At 36.7% G+C, this 15,115-nt stretch carries 13 protein-coding genes; 12 read left to right on the forward strand and 1 reads right to left on the reverse strand.

What is annotated here, in order from left to right:
- Genes G7Y57_RS07600 through cobC form a run of 12 tightly spaced genes read left to right on the forward strand, consistent with a single transcriptional unit; the run spans nucleotide 1 to nucleotide 13,069 of the window.
- Complete coding sequence (locus tag G7Y57_RS07600; protein WP_165021764.1) at nucleotides 1–1,506, forward strand: PepSY domain-containing protein; 1,506 nt, start codon at nucleotides 1–3, stop codon at nucleotides 1,504–1,506.
- A complete protein-coding gene (cobJ, locus tag G7Y57_RS07605; protein WP_165021766.1) occupies nucleotides 1,497–2,906 on the forward strand; it encodes a precorrin-3B C(17)-methyltransferase in 1,410 nt (469 codons plus the stop codon). The genes G7Y57_RS07600 and cobJ overlap by 10 nt, the downstream gene beginning before the upstream one ends.
- Entirely contained in the window at nucleotides 2,899–4,407 is a 1,509-nt protein-coding gene (locus tag G7Y57_RS07610) for a cobyric acid synthase (protein WP_165021768.1), read from the forward strand. Before cobJ ends, G7Y57_RS07610 begins: the two co-directional genes overlap by 8 nt.
- 1 nt (nucleotide 4,408) lies before the next feature.
- Nucleotides 4,409–5,416, forward strand: coding sequence for an aminotransferase class I/II-fold pyridoxal phosphate-dependent enzyme (locus G7Y57_RS07615; protein WP_165021770.1), 1,008 nt, complete (start codon nucleotides 4,409–4,411; stop codon nucleotides 5,414–5,416).
- Nucleotides 5,407–6,354 carry an adenosylcobinamide-phosphate synthase CbiB gene (gene cbiB / locus G7Y57_RS07620; RefSeq protein WP_165021772.1) on the forward strand — a complete coding sequence of 316 codons (948 nt, stop codon included), beginning with the start codon at nucleotides 5,407–5,409 and terminating at the stop codon, nucleotides 6,352–6,354. The genes G7Y57_RS07615 and cbiB overlap by 10 nt, the downstream gene beginning before the upstream one ends.
- Nucleotide 6,355: 1 nt before the next feature.
- On the forward strand, nucleotides 6,356–7,546 hold the full coding sequence (gene cbiE, locus G7Y57_RS07625) for a precorrin-6y C5,15-methyltransferase (decarboxylating) subunit CbiE (RefSeq protein WP_165021774.1): 1,191 nt from the start codon (nucleotides 6,356–6,358) through the stop codon (nucleotides 7,544–7,546).
- A gap of 7 nt (nucleotides 7,547–7,553) precedes the next feature.
- Nucleotides 7,554–9,374: a precorrin-4 C(11)-methyltransferase gene (gene cobM / locus G7Y57_RS07630; RefSeq protein ID WP_185153929.1), complete on the forward strand. Its 1,821-nt coding sequence runs from the start codon at nucleotides 7,554–7,556 to the stop codon at nucleotides 9,372–9,374.
- A 2-nt stretch (nucleotides 9,375–9,376) separates the two neighbouring features.
- The gene (locus G7Y57_RS07635) at nucleotides 9,377–10,210 is read left to right on the forward strand and encodes a hypothetical protein (RefSeq protein ID WP_165021776.1); all 834 of its coding nucleotides are present in this window, start codon (nucleotides 9,377–9,379) and stop codon (nucleotides 10,208–10,210) included.
- 8 nt (nucleotides 10,211–10,218) lie between these two features.
- Nucleotides 10,219–10,728 (forward strand): bifunctional adenosylcobinamide kinase/adenosylcobinamide-phosphate guanylyltransferase, encoded by a 510-nt coding sequence (gene cobU, locus G7Y57_RS07640; RefSeq protein ID WP_165021778.1) that lies wholly within the window; start codon nucleotides 10,219–10,221, stop codon nucleotides 10,726–10,728.
- 17 nt (nucleotides 10,729–10,745) lie between these two features.
- Nucleotides 10,746–11,783, forward strand: a complete 1,038-nt coding sequence (gene cobT / locus G7Y57_RS07645) for a nicotinate-nucleotide--dimethylbenzimidazole phosphoribosyltransferase (RefSeq protein ID WP_165021781.1) — start codon at nucleotides 10,746–10,748, stop codon at nucleotides 11,781–11,783.
- 3 nt (nucleotides 11,784–11,786) lie between these two features.
- Nucleotides 11,787–12,548 carry an adenosylcobinamide-GDP ribazoletransferase gene (gene cobS / locus G7Y57_RS07650; protein WP_165021784.1) on the forward strand — a complete coding sequence of 254 codons (762 nt, stop codon included), beginning with the start codon at nucleotides 11,787–11,789 and terminating at the stop codon, nucleotides 12,546–12,548.
- Entirely contained in the window at nucleotides 12,545–13,069 is a 525-nt protein-coding gene (gene cobC, locus G7Y57_RS07655) for an alpha-ribazole phosphatase (protein WP_165021787.1), read from the forward strand. Before cobS ends, cobC begins: the two co-directional genes overlap by 4 nt.
- Nucleotides 13,070–13,280: 211 nt before the next feature.
- On the opposite strand, the gene cbiD is transcribed toward cobC, so the two are convergent.
- Nucleotides 13,281–15,104, reverse strand: a complete 1,824-nt coding sequence (cbiD, locus tag G7Y57_RS07660; RefSeq protein ID WP_165021790.1) for a cobalt-precorrin-5B (C(1))-methyltransferase CbiD — start codon at nucleotides 15,102–15,104, stop codon at nucleotides 13,281–13,283.
- Nucleotides 15,105–15,115: the final 11 nt, after the last annotated feature.

Here is a 15,115-nt window from a genome sequence, read left to right on the forward strand (position 1 = left end):
ATGCTAAAAAGAATATTATATTCAATTCATAGGGTGCTGGGAACTATTCTCAGCATCCTATTCTTGGTTTGGTTCCTTTCAGGATTTGTAATGATTTATCATACATTTCCGAAAATAAAAACAAAGGATAAGTATCAGAATATGCAGGTATTACCTAATAGTGTACCGAGTATTGATTCAGTCTTAAATAATTTGCCAAAAGATAAAAACATCTCAAGTCTTTCTTTAAAAATAAGATATAACACTCCTATATTTGAAATAGTTACAAACGACAGCGTATATAAAATATCTATTGATACTGCCGTGTTATTTATTGATAATATATCATATTCGCAAATAGAATCTTATGCTAAGCAATGGAATAATAGAAATATCACTAAAGTAGATACGCTTTACGAACTAGATCAGTGGATACCATTCGGTTATTTGAAAAAAGACTTCCCCATATATAAATTTCACTTTTCGGATAATAAAGAACATCAATTATACGTATCTTCCAAAACTGGAGAAGCGCTACAATTTACAGATAAAGACAGTCGTTTTTGGACATGGGTGGGAGCAATACCACATTGGGTTTATTTTACATCACTTCGTCAGGATTCGCAACTGTGGTCTGATGTTGTGGTATGGTTATCCGGCATCGGTTCTATTATGTGCTTAGGAGGAAATATACTAGGCATTTATGTTTTTTATAAACAATACAAAAATAAGAAAAAAGTAAGAACCCCTTACCGCAAGTTTTCTTATAAATGGCATCATATATTAGGTTTCGTATTCGGATTATTCGTTTTTACATTTGTTTTTAGTGGAATGATGTCATTAGCTGATGTACCTGACTGGATGGTAAAAACACATGATTCGACAATTGGCAGAAGCCTATATAAATCACAATTGCATATTCCATCGGAAGGCTATCCTTTATCGTATCAAAAAATATTAAGTAAATACCCGGATAAGGTAAAAAGTATAGAGTGGTCGTCTTTCGGAAATATACCATTGTATAAGGCTATTATAGGCGATAGCTTATACGTATTCGACGCATCTTCGGATGAAGTCGTCAATCTCTTATTAGATAAAGATGCGATCCGAAATAGGTTATCCAAAACACATAAAGAGGAAATAAATATATCGTTAATGACTGAATACGACAATTACTACGTCGGCAGAACAGATCACCTAGCGTTACCTGTTTACAAAGCTGAAATAAATGACGCAGACAACAGTACTTATTATATCAATCCGAAAAATGGAACTATTCGTTATTACAATACCAATCTGAAAGCACGCAAATGGGCATATCAAGGCTTACATAGTTTTAAATTTAAGTTTTTGGCAGAGCGCCCGGTGTTATGGAATATTGTAATGTGGACAACAATGATCGGAGGAACACTTGTCTCTTTCACGGGTGTCTGGCTAGGTTTTAGGTATTTGAAACGCAAAATAAAGAAATTAAAACGGTATATTTGTTCTAATAAATCTAAAGATAAAAACAACCCATGTCAGTAGGAAAAATTATAGTCGCAGGTATTGGTCCCGGCTCAAAAAATGATATAACTCCGGCAGTGCTTCATGCTATCAGAATATCGGATGTAGTAGTAGGATACAAATATTATTTTCAATTTGTAGAAGATATTATCAAACCCGATGCCCTTTGTATAGATACAGGAATGAAGAAAGAACGCCAACGTGCCGAAGAAGCATTCAAATATGCCGAAGAAGGTAAAACGGTTTGCGTTATCAGTTCGGGCGATGCAGGTATCTATGGTATGTCTCCGCTTGTTTACGAAATGAAAAAAGAGAGAAACAGTGATATTGAAATAGAAGTACTACCCGGAATCAGTGCCTTTCAGAAAGCAGCTGCATTATTAGGGTGTCCTATTGGTCACGACTTTTGCATAATTTCCTTATCCGATCTAATGACTCCATGGGATCGGATAGAGAAACGAATTATTGCTGCTTCGTCGGCAGACTTCGTTACTGCAATATACAATCCTAAGAGTAATGGTCGCTACTGGCAATTGTACCGCCTGATAGAATTGTTTCTAAAAGACCGTTCGCCTGATACCCCGATTGGATATGTACGCCAAGCGGGACGCGACGAGCAAGAGGTAAAAGTGACTACATTAGGTCAATTTGATCCTGAGGAAATAGATATGTTTACAATTATCATTATCGGTAATTCTCAATCTTATCTTTTCGATGAAAGCCATATTATTACACCTCGCGGTTATTATCGTGAGGCTCAACGAGAAGATGTGGGCATTGGTCAGGATATAATGATACGTAGTTTCCAAACAATTGAGAGCGAGTTAAAGAATAAAGATATACCATTGGATAAAAAATGGGCTCTGCTTCATGCTATTCATACGACTGCCGATTTCGACATGGAAAATATTCTGAATATAGATGATAGGGCAGTAGAAAAACTACACAAAGAGGTTACAAAAGGTACGGTTCGCATTATTATCACAGATGTAACAATGGCTGCTTCGGGTATCCGCAAAGGTGCATTGGAACGTATGGGTATAGAAGTGAAATGTTATCTGCACGACGATAGTGTTGCAGCTTTAGCTAAAGATAAGGGAATTACACGCACACAGGCAGGTATTCGTCTGGCAGCAGAAGAGCATCCCGATGCCCTTTATGTATTTGGAAATGCCCCGACTGCATTAATGGAACTATGCGAATTAATCCGTAAAGATAAAGCATACCCGATAGGAATAATTGCCGCACCCGTAGGTTTTGTAAATGTGCGTGAATCGAAACACATGACCAAACCATTTAAGAATATACCCAAACTGATAGTTGAAGGACGAAAAGGAGGAAGTAATTTAGCTGCAACGTTAGTTAATTCTATCCTTACTCTGGATGATGCTGAACAATTAAAACCGGGACGCGATGTGTGAAATATGTGATAAAACAAAAAAGAAACTCCGCCCCATCATGTTTGCCGGTACAGGCAGCGATGTCGGTAAGAGTATCATAACTAGTGGATTTTGCCGAATCTTTCTGCAAGACGGCTATCATCCTGCGCCATTTAAGGCACAGAACATGGCTTTGAACTCGTATGCCACACCCGAAGGTTTGGAAATAGGCAGGGCACAGGCTGTACAGGCTGAAGCCGCAGGAGTTGCTTGTCACACTGATATGAATCCCTTACTTTTAAAACCATCGTCAGATAAGACAAGCCAGGTTGTGTTACATGGTAAGCCGATTGGGAATCAAGATGCTTATGAATACTTCAAAAAAGAGGGTCGTGATGTTTTTCGTAAAGAAGTAAACGATGCTTTCGATCGCTTGGAAAGGCGCTTTAATCCTATTGTAATGGAAGGTGCAGGCAGTATTTCCGAAATTAATTTACGCGATACCGACCTCGTTAATTTACCAATGGCGATGAACGCCAATGCCAATGTAATACTTGTTGCCGACATAGACAGAGGTGGTGTATTTGCATCTGTTTACGGTTCAATTATGTTGCTTACCGAAGAGGAACGAAAACATGTAAAAGGTATTCTTATCAATAAATTCAGAGGTGACATGCGGTTGTTCGACTCGGGAATTAAGATACTCGAAGACCTATGCCATATCCCCGTTGTTGGTATTGTACCATATTACAAGGATATTTATATCGAAGAGGAAGATTCGGTAATGTTACAAACTAAGAATCTGCAAGCAACGTATGGCAAAGTGAATGTAGCGGTTGTATTGTTAAGACACCTGTCTAATTTTACCGACTTCAATGTATTGGAGCGTGATCCTCGTGTGCATCTCTACTATACCAATAATACAGATGAGATAGAAAAAGCTGATATTGTACTTATACCTGGAAGCAAAAGTACTATTGCCGATCTATATGAGCTTCGCCGCAATGGTGTTGCGCAAAGCATCGTTAAAGCTCATAAAGCAGGTGCTACGGTTGTAGGTATTTGCGGAGGCTATCAGATAATGGGGCAGGAGGTATGTGATCCGCAACACTTAGAAGGGGATATAGAACGATTGCCGGGATTAGGATTACTACCTATCTCTACGGAGATACAAGGAGAGAAAGTGACCCGTCAGGTTAAATTTTCATTTCTCGGTTCAGATTCTATTTGCGAAGGCTATGAGATACACATGGGAACAACTGTTCCTTTAAAAGATACACAATCTTCACCTCTGAATCAATTGCAGGATGGTACACATGACGGTTATTTCTTGAATAATAAATGCTTTGGAACATATATTCATGGCATTTTAGATAATGGGGTAGTTATAGATTATTTGCTTGCACCATATGTCGAAAAAATATCAGATAAGCCATTCGATTTTAAAGCCTTCAAAGAAGAGCAATATAATAAGCTGGCTGACCATATCCGTGAGCATGTAAATATGGACTTGGTTTATAAAATAATGACAGACGAAAATTAATATGCTGAACGGACACGGAGACGACATATATAGCCATGGCAAAACGATTGTGAGTAATTTCAGTTCGAATGTTTACAATAAGCTTGATCTTTCATTATTACAAGCTCATTTATGTTCGCAGATAAATACGATACATGCTTATCCCGAACCGGATGCTATTTCGTTGGCAAAGCTCTTGGCTCAAAAGTATAATGCAGATAGTAATAGCTTCTGTATGACTAATGGAGCAACAGAAGCTATTTATTTAATCGCACAAACATATAGAAGAGCTAAAACTACTATTATTATCCCGACATTCAGCGAATACGAGGATGCTTGCAGAATTAATAAGTACGAATTATCATTTTGTGAAAAATTGGAGAATATAAAACCGAACACTCAATTGGTGTGGTTATGTAATCCCAATAATCCGAATGGCTTTATATACAGTGCTGATTATCTGAAACAATACATAAATGAGCACTCTGATATTTGTTTTGTTATCGATCAATCATACGAATATTATACAACTAAAGATCTATTGTCAATTGAAGAGGCTATAGAGTTTCCAAATTTGATCTTGTTGCATTCTATGACAAAACAATATGCTATCCCAGGATTGCGTTTAGGATATATTACAGCTTGCTCTGAACTTATAAAGCGAATAAAAGCGTATTGTATGCCTTGGTCTGTCAATCAATTAGCCATAGAAGCAGGTAAGTTTCTCCTTGATAATGATTTGTCGTCACAACTTGATATAAATGAATACCTGATTGAATGTAAGCGATTGCAAAACGAATTATCACAGATAAAAGGCTTAAGTATTTTACCAACTGATACACACTTCTTTTTGTGCAAGTTGGATAATAAAAAAGCATCAGACTTAAAAAAATACTTAATAGACAATTACGGAATATTAATCCGTGATGCCTCCAATTTCAGAGGACTGGATGAACGGTATTTTCGTATAGCGACTCAAACAGAGCAAGAAAATAATTTATTGGTAGAATCAATTAAACAATGGATATAACTCTACTTTTTATAATACCCTTATTGATAGGGTGGATTGCCGACTTATTATTTGGTGATCCATCTAGTTTGCCGCATCCCGTTGTCGGGTTCGGTAAAATTATATCATGGGGAGAGAAAAGATTGAATAAGGGAAACAGAAAGATGCTAAAAGGAGGATTATTTGCTATATGTTTAATAATCTTATGTTTTCTATTCACACTTTATATAGTAAAAGGGTTAAACATAATTCATCCTTATTTAGCAATAACTTTTTCCTCAATTATTGTCTTTTATTGCTTAGCGGGAAAAACACTTATAAAAGAGGTCGAACAAGTATTTATAGCTGTCGACAGTTCATTAGAAGAAGGCAGAACACAAGTAGCACGCATTGTAGGCAGAGATACATCACAACTAAATGAACAACAAATACGAACAGCAGCGCTAGAAACGTTAGCTGAAAACTTAAGTGATGGAGTTATAGCACCGCTATTTTGGTATATGCTTTTAGGTGTTCCGGGAATGTTGGCCTATAAGATGATCAATACACTCGATTCGATGATAGGCTATAAGAGTGAAAGATATAAACAATTCGGATGTTGGGCTGCACGAATAGACGATGTAGTAAATTATATTCCGGCACGGTTAACAGCATTATTAATGATAGTAGTAAGTGGAAAACTATCACTATTTTCGTTTGTCAAGAAATATGGCAATCAGCATGCAAGCCCCAATTCGGGTTATCCCGAATCTGCTCTGGCAGGGATACTCAATTGTAGATTTGGCGGACCCAATAATTATTTCGGTAAATTGGTAGAAAAACCATATATCGGAGATAATTCAAAAGACCTAACAACCAACGATATGCAAATAGCCGTAGGGATAAACCGCAAAGTCGAGATTCTTATGATTGCATTGGTTATAATATACATACTAACTATCAGTTATATTTTCAGATAATATGAAATTTTACGTTATAGGTATAGACGATAATAAAGAGCAGCATTTCTCACCCGAAATACTTGAAGTAATAACTTCAAATAAAGTGTTTTCGGGAGGAGCACGCCATCATGATATTGTTAAGGGAACATTACCGAAAAATTATATGTGGATCAGTATAACTGTTCCGTTGGATAATGTATTTAAGCAATATAGCGTATTTGAAGATGTAGTGGTATTTGCATCAGGTGATCCTTTATTTTTTGGCTTTGCTAATACAATACAACGAGTAATGCCGGATGCCGAAATTATCTTATATCCTTACTTCAATTCATTGCAGTTATTAGCACATCGGCTTGTGATGCCCTATCAGGATATGCACATCGTATCGTTGACCGGTCGCCCATGGAACAAATTCGACGAAGCATTGATAACAGGGTACGAAAAGATAGGCGTATTGACCGATAATAAAGAACATACCCCATCTTCGATTGCTTCACGAATGCTCGAATATGGTTACGATAATTATACAATATCAGTGGGGGAGTTATTAGGTAATAAAGAGGAAGAGATAGTTACCACATTCGACTTAAAAGATGTAATAGGCAAAACTTTCTCATTTCCCAATAATCTCATCTTGCAAAAAATATATACTCGCCCTCGTCCGTTTGGAATCCCCGAAAGCGACTTTCATTTATTGAATGGAAGAGTTAAAATGATAACTAAGATGCCTGTTAGATTACTATCCTTAAGTATGTTAGAACTAAGAGGTAAAGCCGTACTTTGGGATGTTGGTTTCTGTACCGGTTCTGTTTCAATAGAAGCTAAAATGCAGTTTCCTCATTTGCAAATATATACTTTTGAACAACGTGAAGAAGGTAGAGTGCTAATAGAAAGTAATGCCCATAGATTTGGTACACCCGGTATAACATCTTTTATAGGGGACTTTGTAGAAACAGATATTTCAACTATTTCGCATCCCGATGCTGTATTTATTGGTGGACATGGAGGGAAAATGAACGAAATAGTTACTAAATTAGTAGGTGTTTTAAATAAAGACGGAGTTATTGTCTTTAACTCTGTTTCAGAAGATAGTAAATCTTTGTTCTTAAGTGCTATTGACTCTAATAATCTAATATTGGATCAAAGCATTTCAATTAAAATAGATGATTTTAATACAATAGATGTAATGAAAGCGAAATTTAAAATCTAATGTGTAAATGATTAAAACGGCAATTATATTAACATCAGAATCCAGCTATCCATTAGCTGAAACAATAAAAAAAGAGCTTACAGATTCGCAAATTTATACCAAAGCAAGTATAAAAGGCACTGAGCATATCTGTTCTATAAATGATTGTGTTAAGGATATATTTGAAAAAACAGAGTCATTTGTTTTCATTGGTGCTATGGGTATTTGCGTACGCTCCATAGCCCCATATATCAAAGATAAGCACAATGATCCCGCTGTTGTAAATATAGATAGTACAGGCAAATATGTGATATCTGTATTGTCAGGCCATGTGGGCGGTGCTAATGAATTGACTACGCGTATTGCACACATCATAGGCGGAGAAGCTATTATAACGACACAAAGCGATAATACCAATTTGTGGGCACTGGATATTCTCGGACAAAAATATGATTGGATTACAGAAACTAACGCTGCTAATCTGAATTATCCTCTTACATCGTTCGTCAATAAGAGACCTACAGCTCTGCTATTGGATATATACGACGAAGGAACTCAGTATTTGGAACGCACAGCCCCGGAACATGTAAAAGTATTCTACAAATACGAAGACATCGATTTGTATAATTATGAGTTACTGATTGCTGTCACTCCTTATTTATATCCGGATGCAAGTATACAGATAATATACTATCATCCTCAGGTATTACACTTAGGTATTGGCTGTCGTAAAGATTGTGATCCGAAAGGAATAGCAGAATTGATTGATATGGAGCTAAAAGGACTTAATATTGCAAAAGCTTCTATAAAGGATATTTCATCTATCGATCTCAAGAAAGATGAGCCTTTATTGAAGAAATTGCAAGCACACTTTAATAGTATTCCTGTCAATATCTACTCGGCTGACGAGCTACGAGATATAGAAGTCCCGAACCCATCAGAAAAGGTACAACAAGTTACCTCTGTTTTTGGAGTATCTGAATCCACAGCCATCAAAAGTGGTAATGGAGGTCCACTAATTCTTGAGAAACACAAAGGTGTGTTGAGCCATGGTAATGATTTCACTTTTGCTTTAGCATTAGATGCAGAAGTTGTTCGTCAGGGGCATATCGAAATAGTAGGGGCAGGTCCCGGTGATCCGGACTTAGTATCGGTAAAAGGACGTCAATTCTTAGAAACTGCAGATTTAATTCTCTATGCCGGCAGTCTTGTACCCATTGAATTAACTTATTGTGCGAAAGAAGGGGCGGTTGTTCGCAGTTCTGCTTCGATGGATCTGGAAGAACAGTTTACTACAATGAAAGAGTTTTACGATAAGGGAAAACTTGTTGTCCGTTTACACACAGGAGACCCATGTATCTATGGCGCTATACAAGAGCAAATGGCATATTTCGACCAATATGATATGTCATATCATATAACCCCCGGGATATCCTCTTTTCAGGCTGCTGCGGCTGCACTACGATCTCAATTTACAATACCAGAGAAAGTACAAACGATTATACTGACTCGTGGCGAAGGTCGCACAGCAATGCCGGAGAAAGAGAAATTAAATTTGTTGGCTCGCTCCCAAAGTACAATGTGTATATTTCTAAGTGCAACCGTAGTAGAAGATGTACAAAAAGATTTATTGGAACATTATCCACCTACAACACCCGTTGCTGCATGTTACAAACTAACGTGGAAAGACGAGCGTATCTATCGTGGAGAATTAAAGGATTTAGCTAAAATTGTAAAAGATAATAACCTAACTCTTACTACAATGATTGTAGTGGGTGACGCTATTGATAATCGTAAAGGATTGTCCAAATTATACTCGCATCAGTTTAAACATTTATTCAGAAAATAACTATGAAAAAACTATTGATTACTGCACTCGTTGCACTAACTTTTTTATCTTTTCAGGCAAAAGATAATGTAGCTAATTCGCAAACAGTTGATAATCTCAAGGACGTTTCCGATAGCTTAAGAATGGATGATATTTTGAAAAATGCTTTGTCTATAGCTGTTCAGAATAAAGATAAGGCAAGCTTTACCGATGAATATCAGGTAGAAGGTGATGAAGTATATAATCCGACTAAAGTTTTTATTTCTTTGGGGAATTTATTCTCAGCAAATCATAAACATTTATTCATCAAAAGAACAGTTGAATATGGAGATGTATTGATAGATATATATTTATTCAAAAACAATAAATTTGAACTAGTCAACCATAATGAGCAAAGCTATAATACATTTATGAGTGACGAAATAAGAGATATAAATGGTGATGGATATAAAGATTTAGATATACACTGGTATCCGCTGGCAGGTTGTTGTCTTAAAAATATACACGATGTGTATTTGTTAAATCCTAAAAACGGTACTTTTAAAAAGAAAGTCGAATTTATGAATCCTACATTTTATCCAAGAGAAGGTTTGATAAGAGGCCTTACTTACGGATATTCGGGAATGGATGCGGCATTATATACTATAAAATGGAAGGGCTCTGAATTAGAAGGTGTAGAAGGAATCTATCAGGCACAATTTATTGAGGACCCCGAATATCAAGTAAATGACGAAGCTCTTAAAAATGTATATTATCGTATAACAGCTAAAGGCGATTCTACAAAAATAAACAGTATTCCGAATGAATATCTGACTATAGATCAGTTAAGCCTTAATTGGTTTAAAGGGGGCGAATAATAATTAGAATGACGAAAATAACCCTCATAACAGGCGGACAACGTTCAGGCAAAAGTAATTATGCGGAGCAATTGGCATTATCACTTTCGCCTCACCCTGTATATATGGCAACTTCGCGCATCTGGGATGATGAGCATCGCAGACGCATCGAACGACATAAAGCCAATAGAGGGAAAGAATGGACAAATATAGAAGAAGAGAAAGAACTAAGTAAACACGATTTAGCAGATCGTATAATTCTGATAGACTGTATAACCCTTTGGGCTACAAACTTTTTCTTTGACTTAGAATCCAATGTAGAACAATCTTTGGATGCCTTGAAATCTGAATTCGATAACTTCACCCTACAAGATGCTCAATTCATTTTTGTGACCAATGAGATAGGGATGGGTGAAATATCACAAAATGAAATTCAACGAAAATTTGCCGATTTACAAGGTTGGCTGAATCAGTATATTGCGAATAAATCCGATGATGTATATCTCATGATATCGGGTATTCCAATGAAAATAAAATAATAAACCAAAAATAAAAAATGATACAGTTCAATATCGAAAAGCCTAAAGACGAAGTTCGCTCATACATACAAGAAAAAATAGACAATCTGACTAAACCCAAAGGTTCTTTAGGAATACTCGAAGATCTAGCCATGCAAATAGGATGGATACAACAAACACTTGAGCCCAAATTAAACCATCCTTGCCACATTGTTTTTGCCGGTGATCATGGTATTGCTGCCGAAGGTGTCAGTCCATCGCCACAGGAAGTTACATATCAGATGATAGCTAACTTCTGGGCAGGAGGCGCAGGCGTCAATTTTCTCTCACGTCAGCATAATTTCGATCTCAAGGTAGTAGATTCCGGTGTTAATTTCGATTTCAAAGCGGAAGACTCTATTATAGACAAAAAGATTCGTAAAAGCACACGCAACTATCTGCACGAGGCAGCCATGACTAAAGAAGAAATGGAGCTAGCCATACAACGAGGAGCAGAATGTGTTCAAGCTTGTTATGATGAAGGATGTAATATTATAGGCTTTGGCGAAATGGGTATTACCAATACTTCATCTTCTGCACTATGGATGGCATGTCTTACCGGAACACCATTAGAACAATGTGTCGGTGCTGGTTGCGACCATTCGGGGCAAGTCGTAGAACATAAACTCAAAGTACTCAAACAGTCGCTGGAAAACTATAAAGGAGATAATTCTCCCGAAGATATTATTCGTTATTTCGGTGGTTACGAGATGGTAATGGCTATCGGTGCAATGCTAAAAGCTGCTGAACTAAAGATGATTATCCTTATTGATGGTTTCATTATGACCAACTGCCTACTCGCTGCATCTAAACTTAATGAAAATGTATTGCATTATGCTGTTTTCGGACATAAGGGGGATGAAGCAGGTCATAAACAAATACTTGAATACCTATCCGCTAAACCTATTCTGCATCTTGATTTCAGGTTAGGAGAGGGTACAGGTGCATTATGCGCTTATCCAATTGTTGATTCGGCCGTAAGAATGATAAATGAGATGAATTCTTTTAAGAAAATACAGGTAACCAAGTATTTCTGATTGATGAAAAGTATAGCTGCTGCACTTGTTTTCTTTACCCGCTTGCCTTTCTGGCGACTAAAGGCCTTTAATGTACGGCCTGATTATTTCAAACAGGTAATAAATTACTGGGCTGTTGTCGGTTGGCTAACGTCAGTCATAATGGTTGGTGTATTATGGAGTGCAGCCCATATTCTTCCATATTCTATCGCCATAGTTTTGGCTATTCTTAGCCGTCTACTAATAACTGGTGCTTTACACGAAGATGGTCTAGCCGATTTCTTCGACGGCTTCGGAGGTGGAAACACAAAAGAGCGAACTTTAGAAATAATGAAAGACTCGCACATAGGTACTTATGGTGTGATAAGCCTTATCTTTTATTTCTTGCTTTTTTATCTGCTATTCGATAATATGAATTTACATTTAGCTTGTTTAGCAATATTGGCTGGCGATCCGTTATGTAAATTTATCGCCTCTCAGATAACATTATTTTTGCCTTATGCGCGTACGGCAGAGACAAGTAAATCAAAGACCGTTTATAACAAAATGTCAATCGGAACAGCCATTATATCTTGTATTTTCGGACTTCTTCCTCTTGTTTTATTATGGAAATTTCACTTTTGGCTAGCAATATTATTTCCTATATTTGTATTCATATTATTAATTTTCCTGATGAGAAAAAAGATTCAAGGTTATACAGGTGATTGTTGCGGTGCAACTTTTCTACTTTGCGAACTATCTTTTTATCTGGGAATTATTATATTATTAAGAATATTCAATTTATGAAAATATATCTTGTCAGACATACAGCGGTTGGAGTCCCTCAAGGCACATGCTATGGACAAACCGATGTACTTTTAAAAAACACTTTTGAATCGGAAGCAGAAATTGTAAAGCAGAAATTAGCTGATGTCGATCATGATGCTGTATTCTCAAGCCCATTGAGCAGATGCCGCAAGCTGGCAAATTATTGCGGATATGCTGATGAAATTCAACTCTACGATCGATTGAAAGAGTTGCATTTCGGAGATTGGGAAATGCACAAATGGGACGAGCTGGATATGTCTGAATGGGAAAAAGACTGGGTTAATAACCCTGCACCTAATGGTGAATCATTCAAACATATGTACGACCGTGTAGCTTCATTTTTCGACGAAATAAAAGAAAATGACTATAAAGAAGTGATTGTTTTTGCTCATGGTGGTGTAATTAATTGTGCAAAGGTCTATTTCGGACAAACCAACCTTAAGAGCGCTTTTGATAATTTAGCTGAATACGGACAAGTATTTGAGTTCGAATTAAAATAACGTGAGTTCGATATAAGAAAAAAACAATAACAAATAAAATCTTTAGTTGAATTTGTCATTCCGATACGCAGTGAAGGATCTCGACTACTCTTTGCTATAGAATAGACAGATCCTTCATTGCGTATTGGGATAACAGAATGAGTGAAAGACAGATTCTAGCTAATAGGCATAATGTACAGGATGCTTATATTGAACTCACGTTAAAATAACTCTATTTTATAATTCGTCCTTCTTCGTCAATCAATAATATTGTCAGTTCACCACCGGGAAGTAGAGGAGCGCATATTTCATGGCATTTCTTTATTATCAGATGAAAGAACTCAGATTCTTCATTGGGAATTATGTCCCATAGCTGACGTGCCATTGTAATGCTTTGTATTGCTTCAATCGTTTTATCTGAACAGTTTGATTCTCTAGCGGTATCAATCAAAAAATCTTTATTCATAACCACCTTTTTACTATGTGTATCTAGTGAGCCTTCAGCAAGTTTGACAGCTTTTCCCAGCATTATACCCATCGTTACATAACTGAATTGAAGTTCAGAAGCTATTTTGATCGTTTCGCCTATAAAGTTTCCATAATGTATAAAAGCCTGACTTGGTAAATCCGGATATTCACCTTTTACGAAACGTTCACTTTTTGCTCCCGAATTAATTACTACACGCTTGCACCTTAAAGCTTTGGCAACCTGCATTTCACGACGAATAGAATTGACAAATGCCTCTGATGAAAAAGGCTTTACAATACCCGAAGTGCCAATAATGGATATACCGTTTATAATTCCGAGCTTTGGGTTAAATGTCCGTTTTGCTATTTCTTCACCTTTGGGTACTGATATAGTTACATCAACCCCAATTTTTATATTCTGATTCGGTAATTTATCCTGATTGTGTCGCAACACTTTAAATACTTCCCGCTTAATCATCTTTCGGGGAGTCTCATTTATAGCTGGTCCACCAATCTCTAATCCTAAGCCGGGCAAAGTGATTGTACCTACACCTTCTCCTTGTAGCAAATGAACGCCACGTTTAGCATCGTTTAAACAAACTGTCGATTGTATTTCTATACCATTTGTAACATCTGGATCATCCCCAGAGTCTTTAATAACGGTAGCTGTAGCCATCTCTTTGTCGAATGCTACAAAATTTATAGGAATTCGTATCCATTCGCCATTTGGTAAAGTTATACTCACCTCATTTACAATCTCTTGATTTAATAAAGTTATTAGTGCGGCTTTAGTGGCTGCTGTGGCACAAGTACCCGTAGTATAGCCCGTTTTTAATTCAAAAAAGTCAGGAACAAGCTTTTCTATAATTTTTCTCAATCCATGTTCTCCATATACTGAAATAAAAGAAGATGAAAGGGTAGGGCGTTTCACAACTAGTATAGGAATATTTAAATTGCGTGCAGCTTCTATCTTCTCCTTAAAACCACCAGACTCTCCACTTTCTTTTGTTATGATTGCTTGAGGGTTTAGCTGCTTAAATAATGGTTCTTCATCTTCCCCCTGCTGATAATAAAGCACCTTTTCTATTGGAAAGCCAGAGTCTTCGACAATTGATCTGGATTCATCACGGTCTAGTATTCTGAACCAACAATTGCGACATTCCCAATAAGGTTTCAATTTAGAGATTGTATTTACACCTGTCAATGCCAATAAATTATCTATTTTATTTTTCTCCAAATAATTTATAGCATCCTCATAATTGTCGCACCATATTAAATCGTCTTCATGTTCAGGATAATTACGCTCATAGCGAACAACAGGTATTTCTAAATTTTTCGATACTCGTGCTATCGTTTGATGCAAGCCAACAGCAAAAGGGTGAGCTGCATCTATTATTAATTTGATATGATTATTTGTACAAATATCCGACATTGACTGATCATTTAATGCACCTGTCAAACGAATGTCATAAACACATTCTACCTCCTGCAAATCGCCCTTTGTAGAATAATAATATGCTTTTGCGGCTTCGTCACAAACTTTTACAGCGTGCCGCCCTTCGGTTGTTCCTCCAAATATCAATATCATATACCTACTAT

Source organism: Dysgonomonas sp. ZJ279, assembly GCF_011039205.1.
GTDB lineage: Bacteria > Bacteroidota > Bacteroidia > Bacteroidales > Dysgonomonadaceae > Dysgonomonas.